Origin of the sequence: Amycolatopsis sp. 505 (assembly GCF_031625235.1) — a bacterium.
Taxonomy (GTDB): Bacteria; Actinomycetota; Actinomycetes; order Mycobacteriales; family Pseudonocardiaceae; genus Amycolatopsis.
Window position 1 is genome coordinate 247,272 of the sequence record NZ_JACKQP010000008.1, and the last position, 25,316, is coordinate 272,587.

The following is a 25,316-nucleotide window of genomic DNA, read 5'->3' on the forward strand; positions in this document are numbered from 1 at the left end:
CGCCCGAAATCAACTCACGGTGGCTTCCGACCGGCGTGACCAGCGGTTTTGCGAGCCGTCTAGGAGCCGAACCGGCGGTGTCGCCAGGCGTAGTCACGCATCGCGCGGAGGAAGTCGACGCGCCGGAAGGCGGGCCAGTACGCCTCGGTGAACCAGAACTCCGAGTGCGCGGACTGCCACAGCAGGAAGCCGGAAAGCCGTTGCTCGCCCGAGGTGCGGATGATCAGGTCCGGGTCCGGCTGGCCCGACGTGTAGAGGTGCTCGGAGATGTGGTCGACGTCGAGGATCTTCGCCAGCTCGTGAATGGACGTTCCCTCGTCGGCGTGCTGCAGCAGCAGCTTGCGCACGGCGTCGGCGATTTCCTGCCGCCCGCCGTAGCCGACCGCGATGTTGACCTCCATCCCGGACCGCCCTTCGGTCCGGGCGGCGGCTTCGCTCAGTCGCTTCGCGACCTCGGCGGGGAGCAGGTCGAGGGCACCGACGATCCGCAACCGCCACTGCGTCCCCGGCCCGGCGAGCTCGTCGGTGACGTCGGTGATGATCTTCAGCAGCGGCGTGAGCTCGTCCGGGTCGCGGTTGAGGTTGTCGGTGGACAGCAGCCACATGGTGACGACCTCGACGTCGGCCTCCTGGCACCAGCTCAGGAAGTCGGCGATCTTCTTGGCCCCGGCGCGGTGCCCGTCCGAAACGTCCGTGAAGCCCGCTTCCCGGGCCCACCGGCGGTTGCCGTCGAGCATGATGGCGATGTGCCGGGGATGCCGCCCGGCGGCCTGCTGGATGAGGCGCCTGCCGTAGGCGCTGTACACGACGTCGGACAAGAACGAGCGAACACTCACGGCGAGTCAGCCTACGCACCCCGGTGTGAGGCGTGTGACTTGAGCACTGCTGGAGAACCTACGCTGCCGTAACCTGGATGCGTGAGCCTGACGACGGAACCACCACCCGAGCCCGTAGTGGACCTCCGCCCCCGGCTGCGCGGGCACATCCACTTCTGGACGTTCTTCGGCGCCCTGGCCGCGGCGGCGACGCTGATCAGCCTGGCGGCGTCCACTGTGTCCCCGGTCGCCGCCCTGGCGACTTCGGTGTACGGGCTGACGGTGCTCGGCCTGTTCGGCGTGAGCGCGTTGTACCACCGCCGCTTCTGGAGCCCGCGGGCGTACAAGTGGATGAAGCGCGCCGATCACTCGATGATCTTCTTGTTCATCGCCGGCACGTACACGCCGTTCACGTTGCTGGCCATGTCGAAGCCGACCGGGTACGTGATCTTGTCGATCGTCTGGGGCGGGGCGATCGCCGGGGTGGCGTTGAAGATGCTCTGGCCGCACGCTCCGCGGTGGCTGGGTGTGCCGATCTACATCGCTCTCGGCTGGGTTGCGGTTTTCGTCTTTCCCGAGCTGGCTTCGCATGCCGGGGTCGCTGCGTTGGTGCTGCTCTGCGTGGGCGGGTTGTTCTACACGCTGGGTGCGGTGTTTTATGCCGTGAAGTGGCCCAACCACTGGCCGGAGACTTTCGGGTATCACGAGTATTTCCACGCGTGCACCGTGTTGGCCGCTGTTTCGCACTACATCGCGATTTGGCTGGCGATGTACGCCTGACCCGGAAACGGCAGAGCGCGGCCCCCGCTCGATTTCGAGCGGGGGCCGCGCTTCTGTCAGAAGAAGACCGACCGTGGTTGGTTGGTGCACACTCGATCAACCAGCCACGAATCTTCTTTCTCGTCAGCCCGCCGAGTTGCCGTTGCAGGCGACGTACGACGGGTTGTGGTCGACCGTCAGCAGCTCGACCGGGCCGTTCCACTGCCAGGGCAGCAGGCAGGCGTTGTTGAGGATGCTGATCCCACCGTGACCGCCGCCGGTGGAGTTGTTGTTGCACGCTGCGTACGAGGGCGCGTGGCCCGCGTGCAGCACCTCGAAGGGACCGTTCCACTGCCACGGAGCCGCGCAGAGGTTGTCGCCGATGCTGATGCCACCGCCACCCGGGTGGTGACCCTCACCGGCGGAAGCCGGCGCGGCCACAGCAAGCATGGCGCCACCGATGATCGCGGCTGCGAAGAGCGTCTTTTTCATCATGGTAAAATCATCGGGCGATCTGCCGCAGTCCTTTATCGACATCACCCGATGGTTTGGACAACGTCACCCGTCCCGGCACTCAAACACCTTACGCCGGGCGGTGTCCACCAGGCTGTGCCACGGTTGAGGGTTCCACCGCCGTGGGTTCGTCACCATCGAAGCTGGTTCCGCGCCGCACGGCCGGTGGAGTGCCCTCTTTGGACAGTCTCAGCCGAACATCCCCGGCTGGTACTCGCCCGCCGGGTTGCGGGCGATCACGTTCAGGCGGTTCCACGCGTTGATCGTCGCCACCAGGGAGATCAGCGCGCCGATCTGCTCGTCGTCGAAGTGCTTGCGCACCGCGGCCCACGTCTCGTCGCTGACGCCGGTGTGCGTGTCCGCCAGGCGGGTGCCCTCCTCCGCCAGCGCCAGGGCCGCGCGCTCCGCTTCGGTGAACACCACCGCTTCGCGCCACGCCGCCACCATCGCGAGACGGACCGCCGTCTCGCCGGCCGCCGCCGCGTCCTTCGTGTGCATGTCGAGGCACATCCCGCAGCCGTTGATCTGGCTCGCGCGGATCTTCACCAGCTCCTGGGTCGCGTGCGGCAGCGAGGACTCCTCGACCGGGCGGGACGCCGCGATCAGGCGCTTGACGAACTTGCCGGTGATCTCGTTCTCGAACAGGTTGATCCGGGCTTCCATGGCCGTTCCCCTTCCATCGTCTGCTTCACCGCCTTGACGACCCGGGCGACGCGGTTGTGACAACACCGCGGGTGACCCCGGTCACGCCGGATCGAGATCCACACCTTTGCGTCTCCGGCGCGCGCGGGCGGTCACGCCGGCGGCACGCCCTCGACCTGCGGACGACGCGGGTCCTGGCCCGCGGGCGACGCTTCAAACGATCACGTTCAGGGGTCACCCACGGGAACACCACGACGGTTGCCGGGCTCGCCGGCGCGGCCGACGGTGGGCTGCACCAGAACCGACGCGTGGAAGGAGCACGACCGCGATGGCCAGCACCCTGCAGCCCGAGGAACTCATCGACAGCGCCGTGGTCGACCCGGACGGCAACAAGCTCGGGAAGGTCGGCAACGTCTATCTCGCCGACGCGACGCACCAGCCCGAGTGGATCACCGTCAAGACCGGCCTGTTCGGCACCAAGGAAAGCTTCGTGCCGCTCTCCGGCGCGCACACGGACAAGGACGGCGTCCACGTCCGGGTCGACAAGGACAGCGTGTCCGACGCCCCCCGCATCGACGCCGACGGGCACCTCTCGCCCGAGGAGAGCACGCAGCTCTACCAGCACTACGGCCTGCCGGTGCCACGCATGTCGCCGGACGGGCGGATGGACCGGACGGACCGGTCGGGCCGGACGGGCCGCGGCCAGGACGCGATGGGCCGGAAGCGCGACGACCGGGCCATGACGCGCTCCGAAGAACGCCTGGACATCGGCACCGAGCAGGTCGAGACCGGGCACGTGCGGCTGCGCAAGTACGTCGTCACCGAGGAACAGCAGGTCACCGTGCCGGTGCGGCACGAAGAGGTGCGCATCGAACGCGAGCCCGTCACCCGCGGTGACGGCACCGCGGAGATCGGCGAGGCCGAGCAGGACGTCGTCCTGCACGCGGAGAAACCGGTGGTGCGCAAGGAAACCGTGCCGGTCGAGCGGGCGCGCCTGCGGAAGGAGACGGTCAGCGACGAGCAGACCGTGTCCGGCAAGGTCCGCAAGGAGCAGTTCGAGATCACCGACGACGACCGCAAGCACCGGCGGTCCTGAGGGCTCCCGGGCGGGTGGCCGGGCCCCGATACCGGCCACCCGCCTGGGTCACCACCGCGATCAGGACGTCAGCATCGGCGCCGCGAGGAACTGCTCCGGGATCGCGAACGCGTCCACCAGCGTGCGCGCGTGCGGGCGCAGCTCCGCGCACAGCCGGTTCACCGCCGACGTGACCGCCTTCGCGCGCGACGCGGTCAAGCGGCCGTGGCCCAGGAACCACGCCAGGTCCTCTTCGATCGCCGACAACGCGTACAGGTCGCAGACGCGCTCCAGCAGCGCACGTGCTTCGGGGTCCTCGCAGCGCTCGATGCCGGCCACGAACGCCTCCAGCACCAGGCGCTCGACGTGGACGCGGCCGGCGCGCAGCACGTGGTCCTGCGCCGCGTTGAACACACCGAACGGGTCGGCCGCCGCCTTGCGCAGGCGCTTCGCCACCCCTTCGACGACGTGCTCCTCGCGGTCTTCGAACAGCCTCAGCTGCCACTCGCGGCGGAAGAACACGTCCGAGTCGGACCCCTCGGTGAGCGACTCGAGCGCCTTGCGCACCGAGGTGCGCTCCAGGATCGTGTTGACCACCTGGTCGGTGAAGAACCGGGCCGTCGCCAGCGGCGAGAGGTCCTCGAAATCCTGCTTGTAGCTGGTCAGCAGGCCCTTCGCGACCAGCTGCAGCAGCACCGTGTTGTCGCCCTCGAACGTCGTGAAGACGTCGGTGTCGGCCTTCAGGCCGGGGAGGATGTTCTCCGCCAGGTAGCCCGCGCCGCCGCAGGCCTCGCGCGCGGCCTGGATGGTCGCCGTCGCGTGCCACGTGTTGAGGGCCTTCAGCCCGGCCGCCCGCGACTCCAGCTCGCGCTGCTCCTCCTCCGGCGCCGACGTGTCGATGTCGTGCAGCTTCGAGACCAGCTCCTCCTGGGCGAAGTTCAGCGCGTACGTCTTCGCCAGCGCCGGCAGCAGTTTCCGCTGGTGCCCGAGGTAGTCGAGGATGACGACCTCGTCGCCGTCCGGCTTCATGAACTGGTGCCGGTGCTCGCCGTAGCGGATGGCCAGGGCCAGCGCGCGCTTGGTCGCGCTGCCCGCGCTGCCGCCGACGCTCACCCGGCCGCGGATCAGCGTGCCCAGCATCGTGAAGAACCGGCGGCTGTCGCTTTCGATCGGGCTCGAGTACGTCCCGTCTTCGGCGACGTCGCCGAAGCGGTTCAGCAGGGCCTCGCGCGGGACGCGGACGTGGTCGAAGCCCAGCCGTCCGTTGTCGACGCCGTTGAGCCCCGCCTTCGGCCCGCAGTCCTCGATGGACACCCCTTGCACCGGCTTGCCGTCCTCGTCGCGGATCGGGACGAGGAACGCGTGCACGCCGCGCGACTCGCCGCCGGTGATCAGCTGGGCGAAGACCACCGCCAGCCGGCCGTCGCGGGCCGCGTTGCCGATGTATTCCTTGCGGGCCATGGCATCCGGCGTGTCGATGACGAACCCGCCGTCGGTGTAGGTCGCCGTCGTGCGCAGGTGCTGGACGTCGGAACCGTGGCCGTGCTCGGTCATCGCGAAGCAGCCCAGGACGTCGAGGTCGATGATCCCGCGCAGGTACCGCTCGTGGTGGCGCTCGGTGCCGAGCAGCTGGACGGCGCCGCCGAACAGGCCCCACTGGACGCCGGCCTTCACCATCAGCGACAGGTCGCCGTAGCCGAGCAGCTCGAACGACGTCACCGAGCCGCCGACGTCGCCACCGCCGCCGTAGGCCGGGTCGAAGCCCAGGCCGGGCCGGTCGGTCGCGGCGAGCGCACGCAGCTGGTCGAGCACCTGGGCACGGTGCGCCTCGATGCCGAGGTCGACCGGGTCCCGGAACTCGGCGCCGGCCATCTGCGCCCGCACCCCGCGGCGCAGCTCGGCCCAGCGACCGTCGAGGACGGCGGTCAGTGCGTCCGGGTCCACCTTCGAGGGCACTTCGGGGACGTCCACGGCTACCTCCGGAAAGGACGAACGGCAGGCTTCCTACTCGTTGGTAGTAAGCCTGCCGCAGCGCCGCCGATCCCGCAGGTTCAGATCGGCTTGCCGTTCACCGTCACCTGCGTGAAACGGGCGTTGTCCACGTACTTCAGCGTGTTCGAGGTATCGGCGACGCCCTCAAACGTGGAGTTCGCCACGGAGAATCCGTGCACGTGGGCGTTCGAAAGCCCGCTGACGTCGAAGGTCTTGCCCGCGATCTTCGTGCTCGAGCAGTTGCTGATCGTGAACGGCCCGAACGACGGGACGGTGCTGCCGGTCTGGCTGTTGTAGGTGGACGTCACGAACACGAAGTTCCGCGCGAAGGTGCCGGAAACGCTGTCGAGGTTGATGTTCTCGGAGAATCCGCCACGCAGCGTGTTGGACTTCACGTAGAGCGCGAACTTCGTGTCACCCTTCACGGTGAGCCGGTAGGCGTAGACGTTGCGGATCCCGCCGGTCTGCTCGCTGCCGCAGGTGATCGCGCCCCAGTTGCCGTTCATCACGCAGTTCACCACGACGAGGTTCTGGCACGGCACGTTCACCCGGCGCCCGTCGGCGTCGCGGCCGGACTTGATGGCGATGTTGTCGTCGTGCGCGCCGAGGGTGCAGTTGGCGATGACGACGTGGTCGCACGACTCCGGGTCGCAGCCGTCGGTGTTGCTGTGCGCGGTGCTGGAGTCGGTGCTGACGCCGTCGACCGTGACGTTGCGGCACAGCGTCGGGTGCAGCTGCCAGAACATCGAGTTCTTCAGGGTGATGCCCTGGATCAGCACGTTTTCGCAGGCGTACGGCTCGACGAACGCCGAGCGCATGGTGTGCCCCGAACCGGGCACCACCCGCTTCTCCGGCGGGGTTCCCTTGGCCACCAGGGATTCCAGGTACGCGCGGTCACTGCCCTTGTTCCACGACGACGTCGCCGCCGCGTCGAGCGTGCCGCTGCCGGTGAGGCCGATGTTCTTTTCCCCGTAGGCGTAGACCATCGGGGAGCGGTTGACGCATTCGATGCCTTCGTAGCGCGTCAGGACGTTCGGGAACTTCGCGGCGTCGCCGCTGAACTTGAGGACCGCGCCCTTTTCCAGGTGCAGGTCGACGTTGCTCTTCAGGCGGACGGCGCCGGTGAGGAAGCTGCCGCCGGACGGCACGATCACATGCCCGCCGCCGGCCGCGGCGCAGGCGTCGATCGCCTTCGCGATGGCCGCGGTGTTGTCGGTTTTGCCGTCGTTCTTCGCGCCGTAACCGGTGATCGGGAAACTGCGGTCGGGGAACACGGGAATCGTCGTGTTCGCGACGATGTCGTTCGCCGCGGGCCACGGGAGCGGGGGAACGTCGATGCGGGGCGCCGCCGAAGCGACGGCCGGGAGCAGCGGCACCGCCGCCACCGCGAGCCCGCCCTTGATCAGCTGCCGCCGGGTGAACCTGCCGTCCATGGACACGTCCTTCACGAGGAACTGGTGCGACGGCGGAACCGCGGCACGGACCGCGGGCACGACGAACTCTAGGCGCGGAAGCCGGTTCAGGTCCAGGCTTGCGCGATCGCCCGGGGTGGCCGATCCGTCCCGGGCACGAGGCAACCGGAACCGCACCTGGGGCGTGATCCGTACGACGGCAGCGAGCAGAGGCGGCGGGACCGCGGGGTGTCACCGAGGGGGCGACACCGCGCGGCTCCGCCTCGCCCCGGCCGCGGGTGCCACCGAAGGGGCAATCCCGCAGCCCGCCCAGCCGAGGTCCAGCCCCGCTCAGCCCAGGTCCGGGCCCTTCGAGCGCAGGTCGTCGACCTTCGTCATCGCCTCGCGCAACTCACCGAGCCAGCTGTCCGCGTGCTGGCCCACCAGGCGCACCGCCCACGCCAGCGCGTCCGACCGCGACCGGGCCACGCCCGCGTCCACCAGGGTGTCCAGCACCAGGCGCTCCGGCTGGCGCAGCCTCGTCATCACCGGGGCCGAGTGCGTCGTGAACAGTGCCGTCGTTCCCCCCAGCCGCGCGCCCCAGGACACCTTGCGCTGGTAGCGGTGCTCCGCCTGGCGGGCGATTTCGATGCGCTCGTCGCGCGTCTCCTCGCGGTACCGGCTGATCCGGCCCTCCTCGGCCGCCGCGCGGGCTGCGTCGTCCGCGTGCTCCTCCGTCAGGGCCGGGAGCTCGCCGACCACGATGATCTCTTCGCGGTCGACCGTGACCTCCGGTGCGCCCGTGAACCAGCCGTCGGGCAGGCGGCCTCCGAACCAGGCCGCCGCGTCGTCCGCCGGCGGGACCTCCGCCTGCTGCCAGCCTCGACCGCCACGCCATCCGCGTCCCATGTCGCACCTCCGGATTACATGATTACATTGCTACCGAAGTTACGCCGAAACCCAGACCACAGACACCGCGTTCACCCAGGGCGATCAGAGCTGGGCGGTCAGCTCCTCGACCGAAGTCACCGGGCGGTCGCAGACGTACCCCCGGCAGACGTACGCCGCCGGGGCGCCGGCCACCAGCGGACGGTCGGCCAGCAGCGGCACGCCCGGCGCGTCCGGCTCGCCCGCCAGCACGATGCCGCCGCCGTGCACACCCCGGGCCGCGGCCAGCCGCAACGCCGGGTCCGCCCCGACCACCGCGACCTGCACCGGACCCGCCTGCAGCGCCTCCGCCACCGACAGCCAGTGCCCGGCGAACCGCGGCACCCGCCCGGCCAGCACCCCGGCCCGCCGCAGCGCCTGCTCGGCCGCCTCCCGGTACCGCGCCGCGCTGTCATACCCCGCGAGCGCGGACGCCGTCAGCAGTGCCCCGGCCAGCGCCGACGCCCCCGACGGGCTCGCGTTGTCGCCCGGGTCGGCCGGGCGCTGGACCAGCGTCTCGGCGTCGTCGGCCGTGTCGAAGTACGCACCCGGGACGTCCGGGGACGCGAAGTGCGCCAGCGCCAGGTCGAGCAGCCGGGTCGCTTCGGTCAGCCACTTCGCCGACCCCGTCGCCTGGTGCAGCGCCAGGAACCCGTCGGCGACGCAGGCGTAGTCCTCCAGCACCCCGGCGGATTCGCCGACGACGCCGTCGCGCGAAGACCGCCGCAGCCGTCCGTTGACGACGTGCACCCGGAGCAGCAACTCGGCCGCGGACGTGGCCCAGTCGATCCATTGTGGACGATCCAGGGCCACCCCCGCCTCGGCCAGCGCGATGATCGCCAGGCCGTTCCAGGAGGCGATCACCTTGTCGTCCCGACCCGGCTGCGGCCGCTTCGCGCGCGCCTCCAGCAGCTTGAGGCGCAGCGGCTCGGGCAAGTCGCCGAACAGGCGCAATGTCGAGGCGCCCTCCTCGAAGGTGCCTTCGGGCGTGACGCCGAACAGCTCGGCGGCGGAGTCGTCACCGACCACCTCACGCAGCTGCTCGGGCGTCCAGACGTACGTCAGGCCTTCGACGCCTTCGGTGTCCGCGTCCAGCGAAGACGCGAAGCCGCCTTCAGGCGTCCGCAGGCTTTCGAAGAGGAATTCCGCCGTTCCCGTGGCGACCCGCAACGCTGTCGCCGAGCCGGTGCGCCGCCAGAGGTGCGCGTAGAACCGCAGGAGCAACGCGTTGTCGTACAACATCTTCTCGAAGTGCGGCACGATCCACTCGGCGTCGACGGAGTAGCGCGCGAAGCCGCCGGCCAGCTGGTCGTACAGGCCGCCGCGGGCCATCGCCTCGGCCGTCGAGTCCACAAGAGACAGTGCGACCGCGGAACCCGTGCGCTCGTGGTGCCGCAGCAGGAACTCCAGCACCATCGACGGCGGGAACTTCGGTGCGCGGCCGAACCCGCCGTTGACGCTGTCCGCCTCCTGCTGGAGCTTCGCGACCGCGCCGGCGAGCACCGCTTCGTCCACGACGGACTCCTTGAGCGGCCCGGTCTGCTCGGCGAGGTGGGCGACGATCTGCTTCGCGCCGTCGAGGAGCTCGTCCGGCCGCTCCTGCCACGCCTCGGTGACGGCGGCGAGCAGCTGCCGGAACGACGGCATCCCCGGCCGCGGCGACGGCGGGTAGTAGGTGCCGCAGTGGAACGGCTCGCCGTCCGGGGTCAGGAAGCAGGTCATCGGCCAGCCGCCCTGGCCGGTCATCGCCTGGGTGGCGGCCATGTACACCGCGTCGATGTCGGGCCGCTCCTCGCGGTCGACCTTGATGTTGACGAAGTTGCCGTTCATCAGGGCCGCGGTGCCGGCGTCCTCGAACGACTCGTGCGCCATGACGTGGCACCAGTGGCAGGCGGCGTACCCGACCGAAAGCAGGATGGGCACGTTCCGCCGCTTCGCCTCGGCGAGCGCTTCGGGCCCCCACGGCCACCAGTCGACCGGGTTCTCCGCGTGCTGGAGCAGGTACGGGCTGGTCGCGTGCGCGAGGCGGTTCATGTGTCCAGGGTGGCACCCGGGAAAACCGGGCGCGCGGTCACCGGCCGCTCCGCCACACTGTGCCCGTGTTGCTGACCATCACGACGACCCGGAACCCGGCCACCGACCTGGGCTTTCTCCTGCACAAGCACCCGGAGAAAGCGCAATCGGTCGCGCTGTCCGCCGGTACCGCGCACGTCTTCTACCCGGAGGCGGCGCCGGACCGCTGCACCGCCGCGCTGTTCGTCGAAATCGACCCCGTCGGGCTCGTCCGCGGCGGCGGGACGACGCTGACCCAGTACGTCAACGACCGGCCGTACGCCGGGGGCTCGTACCTCGCGGTCGCGCTGCGGGCCGCGTTCACCACGGCGCTCGCGGGCCGGTGCGCGGCCCGGCCGGAGCTGGTCGACGAGCCCTTCGACCTGGAGGTCCACCTGCCGTCGCTGTCCGCTCGCGGTGGTCCTGAAGTCGTGCACAAGCTGTTCGAGCCGCTCGGCTGGCGCGTTTCGGCGACGCCGATCCCGCTCGACGCGCAATTCCCGCAGTGGGGCGACAGCCGCTACGTCGATTTGCGGCTCACCGGCACCCAGCGCGTCGCCGACGCGCTGCGCCACCTGTACGTGCTGCTGCCGGCGCTCGACGGCGACAAGCACTACTGGGTGGGCCAGGACGAGGCCGACAAGCTGCTGCGTGCCGGCGAAGGCTGGCTCGCCGGGCACCCCGAGCGGACGCTGATCACGAACCGCTACCTCGAGCGGCGCCGCCCGATCGTCGCGTACGCGCTTTCGCGGCTGGCCGAGGCGGACGACGTCCCGGCGGAGGCCGAAGCGCTGGTCACGGAGGTCACCGACGGCACCGACAAGCCGGAGAGCCTCGCGTCGCAGCGCCACGGCAGCGTGCTCGCCGCGCTGCGGGCCACCGGCGCCCGGCGCGTCCTGGACCTCGGGTGCGGCTCCGGCGCGCTGCTGCGCGTCCTGGAGAAGGAGCGGTCGTTCACCGACATCGTCGGCGTCGACGTGTCCAGCAGCGCGCTGGACATCGCGCAGAAGCGGCTGAAGGAGAGCTCCCGCGTCACGCTGCGGCAGTCCGCGCTGACCTACGCCGACCCGGCGCTGGCCGGGTTCGACGCCGCCGTGCTCATGGAGGTCGTCGAGCACGTGGACGCCGACCGGCTGCCCGCGCTGGAACACGCGGTGTTCGGGGTCGCGGCGCCGCGCACGGTGCTCGTCACGACGCCCAACGCGGAGTACAACCGGCTGTTCGAGTTCCTGCCGATGGGGCATTTCCGGCACGCCGACCACCGGTTCGAATGGACGCGAGCCGAGTTCCGCGCCTGGGCGGACGGCGTCGCGACCCGGCGCGGCTACGACGTCCGATACGTACCGATCGGACCGGAGGACCAGGAATCGGGACCGCCGACCCAGATGGCGGTCTTCACCACCCAAAAGGAGGTGGCCGCGTGAAGCTGACCGTCCCCGACATGGCGCTCGTCGTGCTCGTCGGCGCTTCCGGCTCCGGCAAGTCGACGTTCGCGCGCACGCACTTCGCGCCGACGCAGGTGCTCTCCAGCGATTTCTTCCGCGGGCTCGTCGCCGACGACGAGAACGACCAGTCGGCCAGCGCCGACGCCTTCGACGCGCTGCACTACGTCGCGGCGAAGCGGCTGGCAGCCGGGCGGACGACCGTCATCGACGCGACGAACGTCCAGCGCGCTTCGCGGGCGAGCCTGGTGAAGCTCGCGAAGGAGCACGACGTGCTGCCGACGGCGATCGTGCTCGACCTGCCGGTGGCCGTCTGCGCCGCGCGCAACGCGTCGCGCACCGACCGCGACTTCGGCGACCACGTGATCCGGCGGCAGCGCGGCGAGCTGCAGCGGTCGCTGAAGTCGCTGGAGCGCGAGGGTTTCCGGCGCGTGCACGTGCTGCGCAGCGAAGCCGAGGTGGCCGAAGCCGAGATCGTCGTCGAGCCGCTGCGCAACGACAAGCGCGAGCTGACCGGGCCGTTCGACGTGATCGGCGACGTCCACGGCTGTGCGGCCGAGCTCGAGGAGCTGCTGGCCGAGCTGGGGTACGCCGACGGCGTGCACCCGGACGGCCGGACCGCGGTGTTCGTCGGCGACCTCGTCGACCGCGGCCCGGACACTCCCGGCGTGCTGCGGCGCGTGATGGCGATGACGGCGTCCGGGAACGCGCTGGTCGTGTGCGGGAACCACGAGCAGAAGCTGGTGCGCGCGCTGCACGGGCGGAAGGTCAACGTGGCGCACGGGCTCGCCGAGTCGCTGGAGCAGCTCGGCGCGGAGAGCGAGGAGTTCCGCCGCAGCGTCCACGAGTTCTGCGACGGGCTGATCGCGCACTACGTCCTCGACGGCGGGAAGCTCGTCGTCGCGCACGCCGGGCTGCCCGAGCGCTACCACGGGCGCGCGTCCGGGCGGGTGCGCAGCATGGCGCTCTACGGCGACACGACCGGCGAGACCGACGAGTACGGCCTGCCGGTGCGGCTGCCGTGGGCCCGCGACTACCGCGGCTCCGCGATGGTCCTCTACGGGCACACGCCGACGCTGGAGCCGGAGTGGGTCAACAACACCATGTGCCTCGACACCGGGGCCGTGTTCGGCGGGAAGCTGACCGCGCTGCGCTACCCGGAGCGCGAAGTCGTCTCGGTGAAGGCCCACCGGGTCTGGTACGAGCCTTCCCGACCGCTGGACACGGCGCGGCCGCTCGCCGGGCGCGAGCCGGCGGTGCTGGAGCTGGGTGACGTCACCGGGAAGCGGATCGTGCAGACCGCGCACCACGGCCGGGTCGGTGTCTCGGCGGAGCAGTCGGCGGCGGCCCTGGAGGTGATGAGCCGGTTCGCGGTCGACCCGCGGTGGCTGGCCTACCTGCCGCCGACGATGGCGCCGTGTTCGACGTCGACGCGCGGCGGCTACCTCGAGCACCCGGAGGAGGCGTTCGCCGAGTACCGGGCGGCCGGGGTCGAGGCCGTGCTGTGCGAGGAGAAGCACATGGGCTCGCGGGCCGTCGTGCTGGTCTGCCGGGACGACGAAGTGGCGTACCGCCGCTTCGGCATCCGCGGCGGCGGCGCGGTGTACACGCGGACCGGGCGCCCGTTCTTCTCGGCCGCGCAGAACGCCGAGCTGCTGGCCGACGTGCGCACGGCGGCGGCCGGGCTGTTCGAGGAGCTGGACTCGGGCTGGCTGCTGCTCGACGCCGAGCTGCTGCCGTGGAGCGCGAAGGCCGGTTCGCTGATCGCCGACCAGTACGCGTCGGTCGGTGCGGCCGCCCAGGCCGTGCTGCCGTCGGCGGTCTCGGCGCTGGCGACGGCGGCCGCGCGCGGCATCGACGTCGGCGACCTCCTGGCGCGGACGGTGTCGCGTTCCTCCACAGTGGACTCCTACCGGACGGCGTACCGGCGCTACTGCTGGCCCACGTCGGGCCTGGACGGGGTGCGGCTGGCGCCGTTCCAGCTGCTGGCGTCCGAGGGGAAGGCCTACCACGACCGGCCGCATTCGTGGCACCTCGCGCAGCTGGACCGGTTGGCGGGCTCGCGGTTCCAGCGCACCCGGACGCTCGAGGTGGACCTGCTGGACGACGCCTCGGTCGCCCGGGGCGTCTCGTGGTGGGAGGAACTGACAGCGGCCGGCGGCGAGGGCATGGTCGTCAAGCCGGCGGCGAACCTGACCCGCGGCCCGCGCGGCCTGGTCCAGCCCGGGGTGAAGGTGCGCGGACGCGAGTACCTCCGGATCATCTACGGCCCGGACTACACGCTGCCGGACAACCTGGAGCGGCTGCGCAAGCGCGGGCTCAACCGCAAGCGCATGCTGGCGCTGCGCGAGTACGCGCTGGGGCTGGAGGCCCTGGAGAGAGTCGCGCGGGCGGAGCCGCTGTGGCGGGTGCACGAGTGCGTGTTCGCGGTCCTGGCGCTGGAGTCGGACCCGGTGGACCCGCGGCTGTGATGCGGCCCGATGTGGCGTTCGGTGCGCCCCACGCACCCGACGCCGCATCGGGCGCTCGGGTCCCGCTAGTCGGACTTGGCCGGCGAGGCGCCGTTCGGCTGCTTCTTCTCCGGCTCCACGGGGACCTCGGCCGCCGAATCGGTCTTCGCTTCGGGCTGCTCCGGTGCGGCCTCCGCCGGCGGGTCGTCAAAACTGGCCGGAACCCGCTTGAGGTGCTTGGTCATCGAGCGGACCAGGAAGGCCACCGCGATGAGGAACAGGATCAGCACCAGGAAGCCGACCGGGGAGGACTTGCCGAAGTCCTCCCCCTGCCCGCCGTTGTCGCCGTTGCCCGGCTGTTGCGCCAGCACCAGGGCCGACGCGGTCACCGGAAGCGCCACGCCGGCCGGCAGCGTCAGACTCATGTGTTCACCTTCTCCTCGGCGCCGGCGATGCCGGCGAACAGGTCGTCCTCCGGCAACGTGCTGTCGACCAGCGACTTCACCAGCTCGTACTCCTCGGTCGGCCAGACCTCGCGCTGCATCTCCCGGGGCACGGCGAACCAGCGGCTGGTCGGGTCGATCTGCGTGGCGTGCGCCTTCAGCGCCTCGTCCCGCACCTCGAAGTATTCACCGCACTCGACGCGGGTCGTCACCCGCTCCATCACATCGCCGCGGTTCGGGTCCCAGTTCGCCAGCCACTCGGTGTACGGCGACTCCAGCCCGGCCGCCTTCAGCGCCTCGTCGAACAGCACCATCCGGGCGCGGGAGAAGCCGTGCATGTAGTACAGCTTCAGCGGCTGCCACGGCTCGCCGGCGTCCGGGAAGCGGCTCGGGTCCGGGGCCGCGTCCCACGCCGCCATCGACACCTCGTGGGTGCGGATGTGGTCGGGGTGCGGGTAGCCGCCGTTCTCGTCGTAGGTGGTGATCACGTGCGGGCGGAACTCCCGGATCACGCGCACCAGCGCCTCGGTGGACTCCTCCAGCGGCACGACCGCGAACGACCCCTCGGGCACCGGCGGCAGCGGGTCGCCCTCCGGCAGGCCGGAGTCGACGAAGCCCAGCCAGCGCTGGTTCACGCCGAGGATCTTGGCCGCGCGGGCCATCTCCTCGCGGCGGATCTCGGCCATGTTGGCCAGCACCTCGGGCCGGTCCATGGCCGGGTTCAGGATGCTGCCGGCTTCGCCACCGGTGCAGGTGACGACCAGCACCTCGTGCCCCTCGGCGGCGTAGCGCGCCATCGTCGCGGCACCCTTGCTCGACTCGTCGTCCGGGTGCGCGTGCACCGCCATCATGCGCAGGCGCGGGTTGGCGGTTTTCCTCTGCTCGTCGGCGTCCACCATGCTCCGAACGACTCCCCTTCTGCCCTTATTCCGCGACCCACCTGCGGGCCGCCCACCCAGCGGGCGGATACTCGAGGAGTACCCGCGTCACCATTGTCCCCGCGGGTACGACAAGAACGAGCAGGAGGCCCGGGTTGGCAGGCGGACCGGCGGAAACGGCAGCGCCCGCGCTGCTCGCGGACCGGTACGGCACCACGCGCGCCACGCCGTCCCGGCGCTGGCGGCGCTGGCTCTTCCTGGCCATCGCCCTGCTGGTCAGCGGCCTGATCGCGTGGGTCGCCTACGTCAACCTCGGTGCGGCGCCGATCGATGCCGAGCGCATCGCGTTCAGCGAAAAACCGGGCAACGCGATGGAAATCACCCTCAACGTCACCCGCGACGACGACAGCAAGCCGGGCGTGTGCGTGGTCCGCGTCCGCGACAAGACCGGCGCCGAGAGCGGCCGCAAGGAGCTCCTGATCCCGGCCGGCGTGAAGTACAACCGGATCAGCACGACGATCAAGAGCATCGGGGAACCGGTGACCGCCGACGTCTTCGGCTGCTCGTACGACATACCACGCTATCTGTCAACCCCATAGCGGCCAACGGGGTGAACCGCGCGCCCAACGCCCAGGGCGCGGGGAAATAACGGGCGTCGACCTCTCGCGCCGTGATACTCTGACCCTTCAGCACGGCCCGCGACGGGCCGTGTTTTTCCTTTATCTCAGCCACGCGGGCACCTACGCCCGCGTGGGCCGGCTTGAACACGCAAGCCTGGCAGGCCCGACGAGGAGATGGTGACCGTGAGCGACACCAAGGTGACCTGGCTCACCCAGGATGCCTACGACCGGCTCAAGCACGAGCTCGACGAAATGATCGAGAATCGGCCGGTCATCGCCGCGCGCATCAACGACAGCCGCGAAGAAGGTGACCTCAAGGAAAACGGCGGTTACCACGCGGCTCGCGAGGAGCAGGGCCAGGCCGAAGCGCGCATCCGGCACCTGCAGGAGCTGCTGCGCTCGGCCAAGGTCGGCGAGGCGCCCGCCAACGACGGCACCGCCGGCCCCGGCAAGGTGCTCACCGTGCGGTACGAGGGTGACGACGAGGACGAGAAGTTCCTGCTCGCCACCCGCGAAGAGGGCGCCGAGGGCGAACTCGACGTCTACTCCCCGGAGTCGCCGCTGGGCAAGGCGCTGCTCGGCGCCAAGGAGGGCGAGGCCCGGGAGTACGAGCTGCCCAACGGCAAGGTCCAGAAGGTGACCCTCGTCAAGGCGGTTCCGTACACCGACGCGAAGTAGGCACGGCTAGCGTGTCCTCCCAGGATCCACATTCTGGGAGGACAACGCCGTGAGCACCGAACCGATGTGCCAGGCCTGCGGCATGCAGTACGCCGCGGCCCGCACCGACTGCCCGATCTGCGAAGACGAACGCCAGTACGTGCCGCGGTCGGGCCAGCAGTGGACGAACCTTTCCGCGCTCCGCTCCAGCGGCACGTACACACCGCGGATCGAAGAGCAGGGCCCGGGCATCGTCGGCGTGGGCTCGAACCCGGGGTTCGCGATCGGCCAGCGCGCCCTGCTGGTGCGCGCCCGCTCGGGCAACTTCCTGTGGGACTGCGCGGCGTACCTGGACGACGCGCTGGTGGCGCAGGTCCGCGAGCTGGGCGGCATCACCGGCATCGCGATCAGCCACCCGCACTACTACACGACGATGGTGGAGTGGTCGCGCGCGTTCGACGTGCCGGTCTACCTGCACGAAGCCGACCAACAGTGGATCGGCCGCCCCGACCCGGCGGTGAAGCTGTGGTCCGGCACCACCCTCGACCTCGCCGACGACCTGAGGCTGATCAACCTGGGCGTCCACTTCGCGGGCGGCACGGTGCTGCACTGGCCGGACGGCGAGGAGGGCCGGGGCGCGCTGTTGTCCGGCGACATCGTCCAGGTGATCCCCGACCGCACGCACGTGGGCTTCATGTACAGCTACCCGAACCTGATCCCGGAGCGGCCGGGCGTCGTCCGCCGCGCGGCGGAGCTGCTGGCGGGCTACCGGTTCGAGGCGATCTACGGCGCTTGGTGGGACGCGGTCGTGCGGTCCGACGGGTACGAGGTCGTGCAGCGGTCGGCCAAGCGGTACCTGGCCCAGGTGGCCGAGGAAGGCTGAGCGGCTCGGCCGCATGCCGCGAATGACTCATTCGGGACGTCCGGCGTCCCGAATGAGTCATTCGCGACCTTCCCGCGGCGGGTCGTGCGCGTGGTGCGTTCAGCCCCGCGCGGTCCGCTCCAGCAGGGGGCGGACCCGCGGCGGCACCGGCGTCGACAGCGCGATCGACGTCGACGTCCGCAGCACGTCCGGCACGCCCACGACCTCGTCGATCACCCGCTGCAGGTCGTCGTTGCCCCGGGCCACCATGCGGACGAACAGGTCACCCTGGCCGGTCGTCGCGTGGACCTCGCACACCTCGTCGATCGCCGCCAAAGCCTCCGCGACCTCGGCGCGGCGGCCCTGGGCGATCTCCAGGACCGCGAACGCCGTCAGGCCGTAGCCCATCGCCGCCAGGTCCAGCTCCGGCGGGAAGCCGCCGAGGATGCCGCGCTCGGTCAGGCGGTCCAGGCGGGCCTGGACCGTTCCGCGGGCCACCCCGAGGCGGCGGGCGCACTCCAGCACCCCGAGGCGCGGCGAGTCGGTGAGCAACAGCAGCAGCCGCGCATCCAGCGCATCCAGGTTCTCCGGCATACGCAGATTGTCCACGATGACGGCCCATCTCCCCTGAACACCAGTCAGATTGCCCAGTGAAAATCGAGACCATTGCGCATCTTGCCTCGAAGGGATGATCCTTCGAGGTATGACCCAGACTGCCGAACCCCAGGGTGCCCTCGACGACGTCAGCTACGACCAGCTGCGTCAGCTGGTCGGGCTCGTCGACCACGACGCCTCGACCGACCCGTTCCCGGTCAAGGCCATGGACGCGGTGGTGTTCATCGCCGGCAACGCCACCCAGACCGCCTGGTACTACCAGATCGCGTTCGGGATGCAGCTCGTCGCGTACTCCGGTCCCGAAACCGGCGTCTACGAGCGCAAGTCCTACGTGCTGAAGTCCGGCTCGGCCCGGTTCGTCATCACCGGCGGCGTGAAGCCGGACTCGCCGCTGCTCGACCACCACCGCAAGCACGGCGACGGCGTCATCGACCTGGCGCTGGAGACCACCGACGTCGACAAGTGCGTCGAGCATGCCCGCGCCCAGGGCGCGACGATCCTCGAAGAGCCGCACGACGTCTCGGACGAGCACGGCACGGTCCGCGTCGCCGCGATCGCGACCTACGGCGAGACCCGCCACTCCCTGGTCGACCGGTCGCGCTACCACGGCGTCTACCTGCCCGGCTACGAGTCGCGCGAAAGCACGGTCAAGCGGCCGGAAGGCGCGCCGAAGCGGCTGTTCCAGGCCGTCGACCACTGCGTCGGCAACGTCGAGCTCGGCAAGATGGACTACTGGGTCGACTGGTACCACCGCGTCATGGGCTTCGTGAACATGGCGGAGTTCGTCGGCGACGACATCGCGACCGAGTACTCGGCGCTGATGAGCAAGGTCGTCTCGAACGGCAACCACCGGGTCAAGTTCCCGCTGAACGAGCCGGCCGTCGCGAAGAAGAAGTCGCAGATCGACGAGTACCTCGAGTTCTACGACGGTGCCGGCTGCCAGCACATCGCGCTGGCCACCAACGACATCATCGCCACGGTGACGGCGATGCGCGCCGCCGGCGTCGAGTTCCTCGACACCCCGGACTCCTACTACGACGACCCGGAGCTGCGCGCCCGGATCGGCAACGTCCGCGTGCCGATCGAGACGCTCAAGGAGCACAGCATCCTGGTCGACCGCGACGAGGACGGCTACCTGCTGCAGATCTTCACCAAGCCGATCGGCGACCGCCCGACCGTGTTCTACGAGCTGATCGAGCGCCACGGCTCGCTCGGCTTCGGCAAGGGCAACTTCAAGGCGCTGTTCGAGGCGATCGAGCGTGAGCAGGAGCGCCGCGGCAACCTCTGACGTCTCATCTCGGCGAAGGCCACTGTAGGAGACCTCCGGGTCCCCCTATGGTGGCCTTTGACGTGAACCGGGAACCGACGGCGTCCCGGCTCCGTCTGTGTGGGTGGAGGGAAGGGGGCCGGGATGCCGGACAGCATCGACGCCAGCGACGCGATGATCGACAACTGGACCAAGCGGCTCGAGGAGAACGCCGCCCGGTACCAGGCGCTGGCCGAGCGCATGCAGGGCCAGACGGTCACCGAGCGGTCGAAGGACGGCACCGTCCAGGTGACGATCGATTCGCGCGGCCTGCTGAAGAACCTCGTCATCGCCGAGACCGCGGCCGGCAAGCGGATGGCCGAGGTGTCGGCGCAGGTGATGCAGCTGGTGCAGCGCGCGCAGGCGCGGATCCCGGAGCTGCTGCAGCAGGCCATGACCGAGACCACCGGCACCGGCGACCAGGCCGCGGCGGAGATCGTCCGCGAGGCGCAGAGCACGTTCCCGGCGCCGCCGCCCGAGGCCGAGCCGGCGTTCCCGGAGCCCGACCGCGTCCGCCGGTTCCTGCCGGAGGAGACCGACGAGCCACCGCGCACCCCGCCGCCCGCGCCACCGCAGCAGTCGCAGCAGTCGCAGCAGTCGCAGCCGCCGCGCCGCCGCCGTCCGGCCGACGACGATGACGACGACTTCGGCGGGTCGATCCTTTCCTGAGGGGGAAACCGATGACGGACGTGGAACTCAGCACCGACCTGACGGCGCACGCGAAGCAGCTCGACGCCATCGGTGACGGGCTGCAGCAGGCCGTCGACGCGGCCAACCAGGTGAGCATGCCGACCGACGCGTACGGCATCCTCTGCCAGCCGTTCCGGATGATGCTGGACCCGGTGGAGCAGTACGGGATCGACGCGCTCAAGGACGCCGTGCAGGCGATGACGGCGGTGTCGGGCAAGGTCCGCGAGGCCGCGGCGGCCTACCGCCGGTACGAGACGGGCGTCGCCGACGACCTGAACAAGTCCGCGGGCGGTGCGTGATGCCGGAGGGGAACCCGCTCGTCGCGGACGCCAAGAAGGACCCGGACGGGCCGGGCGCGTTCACGGCGGGCAACGGCGACTACGGCTGGGCAGGCGGCATCGGCATCGCCGAGTCGTCGATGGACGCGTTCAACGGCATCAAGGACGGCGACTGGGTTTCCGGCGGCCTGGGCATGCTGTCGCTGGCGGGCGAGATCGCCGGCGCGGCGATCGACCCGTTCGGGTACCTGATGTCGTCGGTGGCGTCGTTCCTGATGGAGCACGTGCAGCCGCTGAAGGACATGCTGGATTCGGTGGCGGGCAACCCGCCGGTGATCCAGTCCTATGCGGACACCTGGGGCAACGTCTCGAAGGCGCTCGGCGAGCGGAAAACGGACTTCGACAACGCGGTCAAGAACGGCACGACGGGCTGGACGGGAGCGGGCGCGGACGCGTACCGCGCGTTCGCCGCCGAGCACTCGGACGCACTCTCGGGTGCGGCGACGGTGGCCGGGGCGATCAGCACGGTCACGATGATCATGGGCCAGGTCGTGTCGTTCGTGCGCGAGACCGTGCGGCAGCTGATCGCGGACCTGGTGGGCAAGCTCATCGCGTGGGTGATGGAGGAGGTCTTCTCCCTCGGCTTCGGGACACCGGTGGTGGTGGCCCAGGCGTCGGCGGCGATCGCCAAGTGGGGCAAGAAGATCGGTGAGCTGCTCAAGAAGCTGACGGACACGATCCGGAAAGTGTCGCCGCTGCTGTCGAAGCTGGTGGACCTGTTCGAGAAGATCGCGAAGGTCTTCGGGAAGGTGCTCGGCAAGGTCAGCGGGCTGGACGGGCTGAAGGTCAAGGAGGGCGGGTTCGTCCGGAAGATCCCGAAGGAGGGTGGCGGGGTCCACGGCCGGGCGCACGGGGGATCGCACGGCGAGGACGGTTCGGAGGGCGGTTCCGGCGGGGATTCCTCCGATGGCGACGGTTCTTCCTCGAGCGACGGAGCGGATTCACCGAGTTCCGATCCGATGAACACGGACCCGGGGTCCCGCCGGAGTTCGAGCCGCGACGGGTCGAGTTCCCCGGACGGCGACGGTTCGCCCTCCCACACCGGCGACGGAGAGGGATCGCCATCGGCGGCCCGGTCGGACGACGGCTCGCCGGCGCAGGCAGGCGAGGGTTCCGCTCCGCAGGGTTCGCCGTCCCACGCGGGGGACGGTTCTGCTTCGAGCGCCGCGGATGGTTCTCCGTCGCGCGCGGGCGATTCGAGCGCTTCGCCGACTCGGTCGGGCGACTCGGGCCCATCGGCGGTGCGGGGTGGGGACGGAACTCCCTCGCACACCGGCGACGGCAGCCCGTCGCCGGCTCGCGGCAGCACCCCTTCGCATGCCGGGGACAGCAGCCCCTCGCCGACACGTGCCAGCGACGGCACCCCTTCCCACACCGGCGACGGCAATCCTTCGCCCACGCGCGGCAGCGACAGCACCCCCTCCCACACCGGCGACAACAGCCCCTCACCCACACGCGGCAGCGACAGCACCCCCTCCCACACCGGCGACAACAGCCCCTCACCCACACGCGGCAGCGACAGCACCCCCTCCCACACCGGCGACAACAGCCCCTCACCCACACGCGGCAGCGACAGCACCCCCTCCCACGCCAGCGACAACACCCCCTCGCGCTCCGGGGACAACGCTCCCTCCCGGGCCGGGGACAGCAGTCCCTCGCACGCCGGCTCGTCCTCCCGGGCCGGGGACAGCTCGCACTCCGGGGCCGACTCGCCCAGCAGCGCCGCGCCGCCTCGGGTTGACGGGTCCACCGCGGCCAGTGGGACCGCTCCCGCCCCTCCGCGGGCCGGGGAGCCCGGGGCCGCCGTCCCCGCGGCTCGGGGTGGGGATGGCGCCTCCGTCCCGTCTCAGGGTGGCGCTCCGATGATGGGCGGCGGCATGCCGCCCGGGGGTGGGCCTGGTGGCCTCGGCGGGGGTTCCCCGCGCACCGGAGGTGGGCCGGGCTGGACCGGGACCCCCGGCAGCCCGGGCGCGCACGTCGACGCGCCAGGCCGGCCGCGCGCCGGTGGGGAACTGCCTGGCGGTGGCCGTCCGCGGACTCCGGATGCTCCCGCTCCCGCCGCCCGGGGGTTCGGGCCCGGGACGCATGCCCCCGACACCCGCGCTCCCGGCGCCCGGCCGCACGAAAACGGTCCCGGCCCGCGCGAACGCACCCCGCACCAAAGCGCGCCCCACCAGAACACCCCGCACGAACGCGCCCCACACGAGAACGGCCCCCGCCAGAACACCCCACACGAGAACGGCACCCACCAGAACCCGCACGAGAACACGCCCCACGACGCCACCCCCGGCCCTCACGACCCAGACGGCGCCACCCCGCACCACGACGGCCCCCTCACCCCCGACGAAGTCAACGCGCGCCACGCCGAAAGCACCCCCTCGGGCAGCTCCTACCACGCCGGTGACCCGGACATGGGCGACCTTCCCCACCGAGTCCAGCCCGATCCCGATGGCCGCTACACCGTCGACGTGCACGTCACCCCCGATGGCCACGCGCGGATCGGCGATCGCCTCTACACCCCCGAGGAATTCGCCGACATCCTGCGGCGCAACGGGGACTACGACGGGCGCCCGATCCGGCTGATCGGGTGTGATGCCAGCTCCAACGACTTCGCGCACCGGCTCTCCCGGGAGCTCGACACCGAGGTCATGGCCCCGACCAAGCCCGCCTGGACGGACTCGCACGGCCGCGTCTTCTCCTCCGACTACGAAATCGGCCCCGATGGGCGGATGCGGCCCCGGATCCCGCCGGACGGCGAGTGGAACACCCACCACCCCGACGGCTCGACGCACCGCGCGGGCGACGACGGCTTCGCGCCCGACAGCCACCACGGCGACCAGCACGACGTCGACGCCGACAGCGCGCAGCACCGCGGGGACAACGACACCCCCGACCAGCAGCAGCTGCCCTACGACGACGTCCCGCAGCCGCGGTCGATCCCCCGGAACACGCGGGAGTTCGACGAACGGTTCGTCACCTTCGACCGGCACGAGGACAGCCACTACGCCGGCCATCGGGACCGGCCCGGCGACCACCCGCCGATCGAGTCGCCGAAGGACATCGAGGACGTCGAGCCGCGGACGCGCAACTCGAAGCTCACCGAAGACGGTGTCCCGCAGGTCCTGCGCGGGGAACGTCCGCTGGCGCCGGACGCGCAGTACAACGTGACCTACAAGAACGGTGCCACCAGCCACTTCTTCACCGACTCGCAAGGCCGGGTGACGCACGTCGAGGCGACGCCCGGTACGCAGGCGCCGTTCCACAACCCCGATCTGCGCTACCCGCTGCTCCCCGGCGCGCAGTACCGGGTGGCCAACTTCCACGACGCGAACAAGCACTGGGACTTCCAGATCGGCGACCACGGCCGGCCGGTGGCGATGTCGGGCGAGCCGCACTTCGGCGGCCAGAACGAGGACTTCCGCGACACCGCGTCCCAGAACCGGTCGGGCGGCGAAGGCCGCAAGGCGTTCAAGGGCGACGCCGACTACGACCAGGTGAAGTGGGCCGGCGGGCACTTCGCGGCCAACGAGATGGGCGGGCCCGGCGAGTACGTCAACATGCACTCGCAGATGGCGGCGTCCAACAGCGGCAACAACCGCGACGGGTGGATCCACGACGCGTCGTGGCGCCGTCAGGAGGTCGCGCTCGGCGAGTACGCCGCCCGCCCCGGCCACGAGATCGAGAACTACCAGGTCCGGACCACCGGCGAGCTGCCCGGCGGCGTTCCCGCGGAAGTCACCATGCGCTGGCAGAAGGTCACCTACGAAGTCGACGCGAACGGCGAACTGGTGCTCGACGCGAACGGCAAGCCGATCGAGCTTTCGCGGGAGACCCAGGAGCGCGTGTTCAAGAACGACCCGTCGAAGATCAACTACGGCCCGAAGACCCCGTACGGAAGCGAGAGCGCCGATGCCTGACGACCTCACCGGCGGGATCGCCGCCGCGCTCGCGGGCTCCGCGCCCGCGGGCTGGGCGCGGATCACGCTCACCGTTTCCTCGACCGTGCTCGCCGACGACTACGCGCTCCAGGTGCAGCTGGCCGACGGCCGCAACGGGTCGATGGTCACGCCCCCGGAGGTCAAGGACGGCTTCGAGCGGCTGCGGGCGCGGATGTACGAACCCGGGCGGGGCACGTGGTTCTCCGCAACCGTCGAGCTGCGGGCGGGCGCCGCGCCGGAGTTCCGCTACAACTACGACGAAGACCCCCGCTGGTGGCCGCCGCTGCATCCCGCCGCGTTCTCGCGGGACCTCGAAGCGTTCCCCCGCGACGACACCCACATCCCGCCGTGGCTGCGGGAACTGCTCGCCGAGGGCGAGCAGCTCGAACAGCAGCGGACCCCGCCCGCCGTGCCATGATGGCCCCCGCCCCGAACCACTAGGAGGAACCCGCGCATGCCCGTTTGGCCGCTGCTCGACCCGATCCAGCAGAAGGAAGAGCTGGACGGAATCACGAAGGCGCTGGTCGACGCGCTGCCGCCCGGCTGGCGGCAGCTGATGATCGACTTCCGCGCGGTCGGCCGGAACATCGACGTCGCCGTCGGCCTGACCGGGCCGGACGGCCAGGAGCGCGTCTGGGACCCGCCCGCCGAGGTGTGGCGCGCCTTCCAGCGGCTGCGCGGCGGGATGTACACCGAGAACGAGGGCACCTGGTTCTCCGCGCGCTACACGCTCGAACCGCCGTCGCGCTTCACCATCCAGTACAACTACGAGAACCAGCCGGACTTCCAGCCGCCGCCGGAGCCGGGCGAGTTCGCGACCGAACAGGAACGCTTCCCGCGCGACGAAGCGTCCATGCCGGACTGGTACCGCGCCGGGCTCGAAGCGGCTCGCGCGGCGGGCAACTGACACC

General features: G+C 70.8%; 23 protein-coding genes. 13 read left to right on the forward strand and 10 right to left on the reverse strand.

Going from position 1 to position 25,316, the window contains the following annotated elements; genetic code table 11:
• Nucleotides 1–59: 59 nt before the first annotated feature.
• Nucleotides 60–836: an isoprenyl transferase gene (locus tag H5965_RS28960; RefSeq protein WP_310973577.1), complete on the reverse strand. Its 777-nt coding sequence runs from the start codon at nucleotides 834–836 to the stop codon at nucleotides 60–62.
• A 117-nt stretch (nucleotides 837–953) separates the two neighbouring features.
• Between H5965_RS28960 and H5965_RS28965 the strand changes: the two genes are divergently transcribed.
• Complete coding sequence (locus tag H5965_RS28965) at nucleotides 954–1,595, forward strand: hemolysin III family protein (RefSeq protein ID WP_310974174.1); 642 nt, start codon at nucleotides 954–956, stop codon at nucleotides 1,593–1,595.
• A 123-nt stretch (nucleotides 1,596–1,718) separates the two neighbouring features.
• Here the strand turns inward: H5965_RS28965 and H5965_RS28970 are convergent, their stop codons facing one another.
• Nucleotides 1,719–2,069 carry a hypothetical protein gene (locus tag H5965_RS28970; RefSeq protein WP_310973579.1) on the reverse strand — a complete coding sequence of 117 codons (351 nt, stop codon included), beginning with the start codon at nucleotides 2,067–2,069 and terminating at the stop codon, nucleotides 1,719–1,721.
• Between the two features lie 207 nt (nucleotides 2,070–2,276).
• Nucleotides 2,277–2,750: a carboxymuconolactone decarboxylase family protein gene (locus H5965_RS28975; protein ID WP_310973580.1), complete on the reverse strand. Its 474-nt coding sequence runs from the start codon at nucleotides 2,748–2,750 to the stop codon at nucleotides 2,277–2,279.
• A 307-nt stretch (nucleotides 2,751–3,057) separates the two neighbouring features.
• Between H5965_RS28975 and H5965_RS28980 the strand changes: the two genes are divergently transcribed.
• Entirely contained in the window at nucleotides 3,058–3,825 is a 768-nt protein-coding gene (locus tag H5965_RS28980; RefSeq protein WP_310973582.1) for a PRC and DUF2382 domain-containing protein, read from the forward strand.
• Nucleotides 3,826–3,885: 60 nt separating this feature from the next.
• Here H5965_RS28980 and H5965_RS28985 read toward each other — a convergent pair whose 3' ends face one another.
• The 4 genes from H5965_RS28985 to H5965_RS29000 all read right to left on the reverse strand — a co-directional run bounded on the left by H5965_RS28985 (nucleotide 3,886) and on the right by H5965_RS29000 (nucleotide 10,148).
• The gene (locus tag H5965_RS28985; protein ID WP_310973584.1) at nucleotides 3,886–5,775 is read right to left on the reverse strand and encodes an acyl-CoA dehydrogenase; all 1,890 of its coding nucleotides are present in this window, start codon (nucleotides 5,773–5,775) and stop codon (nucleotides 3,886–3,888) included.
• An 80-nt stretch (nucleotides 5,776–5,855) separates the two neighbouring features.
• Nucleotides 5,856–7,229 (reverse strand): glycosyl hydrolase family 28 protein, encoded by a 1,374-nt coding sequence (locus H5965_RS28990; protein WP_310973586.1) that lies wholly within the window; start codon nucleotides 7,227–7,229, stop codon nucleotides 5,856–5,858.
• A gap of 309 nt (nucleotides 7,230–7,538) precedes the next feature.
• Complete coding sequence (locus H5965_RS28995; protein WP_310973587.1) at nucleotides 7,539–8,096, reverse strand: hypothetical protein; 558 nt, start codon at nucleotides 8,094–8,096, stop codon at nucleotides 7,539–7,541.
• Nucleotides 8,097–8,180: 84 nt separating this feature from the next.
• Nucleotides 8,181–10,148: a thioredoxin domain-containing protein gene (locus tag H5965_RS29000; protein ID WP_310973588.1), complete on the reverse strand. Its 1,968-nt coding sequence runs from the start codon at nucleotides 10,146–10,148 to the stop codon at nucleotides 8,181–8,183.
• Nucleotides 10,149–10,213: 65 nt separating this feature from the next.
• On the opposite strand from H5965_RS29000, the gene H5965_RS29005 reads away from it, so the two are divergent.
• Together H5965_RS29005 and H5965_RS29010 are read left to right on the forward strand one after the other, a co-directional pair.
• Nucleotides 10,214–11,590: a 3' terminal RNA ribose 2'-O-methyltransferase Hen1 gene (locus H5965_RS29005; protein ID WP_310973589.1), complete on the forward strand. Its 1,377-nt coding sequence runs from the start codon at nucleotides 10,214–10,216 to the stop codon at nucleotides 11,588–11,590.
• On the forward strand, nucleotides 11,587–14,079 hold the full coding sequence (locus tag H5965_RS29010) for a polynucleotide kinase-phosphatase (RefSeq protein ID WP_310973591.1): 2,493 nt from the start codon (nucleotides 11,587–11,589) through the stop codon (nucleotides 14,077–14,079). Before H5965_RS29005 ends, H5965_RS29010 begins: the two co-directional genes overlap by 4 nt.
• A gap of 65 nt (nucleotides 14,080–14,144) precedes the next feature.
• Here H5965_RS29010 and H5965_RS29015 read toward each other — a convergent pair whose 3' ends face one another.
• Both H5965_RS29015 and mca read right to left on the reverse strand, forming a co-directional pair.
• On the reverse strand, nucleotides 14,145–14,483 hold the full coding sequence (locus H5965_RS29015; protein ID WP_310973593.1) for a hypothetical protein: 339 nt from the start codon (nucleotides 14,481–14,483) through the stop codon (nucleotides 14,145–14,147).
• On the reverse strand, nucleotides 14,480–15,400 hold the full coding sequence (gene mca / locus H5965_RS29020) for a mycothiol conjugate amidase Mca (protein WP_310973595.1): 921 nt from the start codon (nucleotides 15,398–15,400) through the stop codon (nucleotides 14,480–14,482). Before mca ends, H5965_RS29015 begins: the two co-directional genes overlap by 4 nt.
• A 134-nt stretch (nucleotides 15,401–15,534) precedes the next feature.
• On the opposite strand from mca, the gene H5965_RS29025 reads away from it, so the two are divergent.
• From H5965_RS29025 to H5965_RS29035, 3 genes are all read left to right on the forward strand, one after another.
• Nucleotides 15,535–15,978, forward strand: a complete 444-nt coding sequence (locus tag H5965_RS29025; protein ID WP_310973597.1) for a DUF4307 domain-containing protein — start codon at nucleotides 15,535–15,537, stop codon at nucleotides 15,976–15,978.
• 195 nt (nucleotides 15,979–16,173) lie between these two features.
• Nucleotides 16,174–16,677 (forward strand): transcription elongation factor GreA, encoded by a 504-nt coding sequence (gene greA / locus H5965_RS29030; RefSeq protein WP_310973599.1) that lies wholly within the window; start codon nucleotides 16,174–16,176, stop codon nucleotides 16,675–16,677.
• A 49-nt stretch (nucleotides 16,678–16,726) separates the two neighbouring features.
• Nucleotides 16,727–17,539: an MBL fold metallo-hydrolase gene (locus H5965_RS29035; RefSeq protein ID WP_310973600.1), complete on the forward strand. Its 813-nt coding sequence runs from the start codon at nucleotides 16,727–16,729 to the stop codon at nucleotides 17,537–17,539.
• Nucleotides 17,540–17,638: 99 nt separating this feature from the next.
• Here the strand turns inward: H5965_RS29035 and H5965_RS29040 are convergent, their stop codons facing one another.
• Nucleotides 17,639–18,112 carry an Lrp/AsnC family transcriptional regulator gene (locus H5965_RS29040; RefSeq protein WP_206790021.1) on the reverse strand — a complete coding sequence of 158 codons (474 nt, stop codon included), beginning with the start codon at nucleotides 18,110–18,112 and terminating at the stop codon, nucleotides 17,639–17,641.
• A gap of 109 nt (nucleotides 18,113–18,221) precedes the next feature.
• On the opposite strand from H5965_RS29040, the gene hppD reads away from it, so the two are divergent.
• From hppD to H5965_RS29070, 6 genes are all read left to right on the forward strand, one after another.
• Nucleotides 18,222–19,421, forward strand: coding sequence for a 4-hydroxyphenylpyruvate dioxygenase (gene hppD / locus H5965_RS29045; protein WP_310973602.1), 1,200 nt, complete (start codon nucleotides 18,222–18,224; stop codon nucleotides 19,419–19,421).
• A gap of 123 nt (nucleotides 19,422–19,544) precedes the next feature.
• The gene (locus tag H5965_RS29050; protein WP_310973604.1) at nucleotides 19,545–20,108 is read left to right on the forward strand and encodes a YbaB/EbfC family nucleoid-associated protein; all 564 of its coding nucleotides are present in this window, start codon (nucleotides 19,545–19,547) and stop codon (nucleotides 20,106–20,108) included.
• Nucleotides 20,109–20,119: 11 nt separating this feature from the next.
• Entirely contained in the window at nucleotides 20,120–20,428 is a 309-nt protein-coding gene (locus H5965_RS29055; protein WP_310973606.1) for a type VII secretion target, read from the forward strand.
• Complete coding sequence (locus tag H5965_RS29060; RefSeq protein WP_310973608.1) at nucleotides 20,428–24,384, forward strand: hypothetical protein; 3,957 nt, start codon at nucleotides 20,428–20,430, stop codon at nucleotides 24,382–24,384. The genes H5965_RS29055 and H5965_RS29060 overlap by 1 nt, the downstream gene beginning before the upstream one ends.
• Nucleotides 24,377–24,823 carry a hypothetical protein gene (locus H5965_RS29065; protein WP_310973610.1) on the forward strand — a complete coding sequence of 149 codons (447 nt, stop codon included), beginning with the start codon at nucleotides 24,377–24,379 and terminating at the stop codon, nucleotides 24,821–24,823. The genes H5965_RS29060 and H5965_RS29065 overlap by 8 nt, the downstream gene beginning before the upstream one ends.
• A gap of 36 nt (nucleotides 24,824–24,859) precedes the next feature.
• On the forward strand, nucleotides 24,860–25,312 hold the full coding sequence (locus H5965_RS29070; RefSeq protein WP_310973612.1) for a hypothetical protein: 453 nt from the start codon (nucleotides 24,860–24,862) through the stop codon (nucleotides 25,310–25,312).
• Nucleotides 25,313–25,316 lie beyond the last annotated feature (4 nt).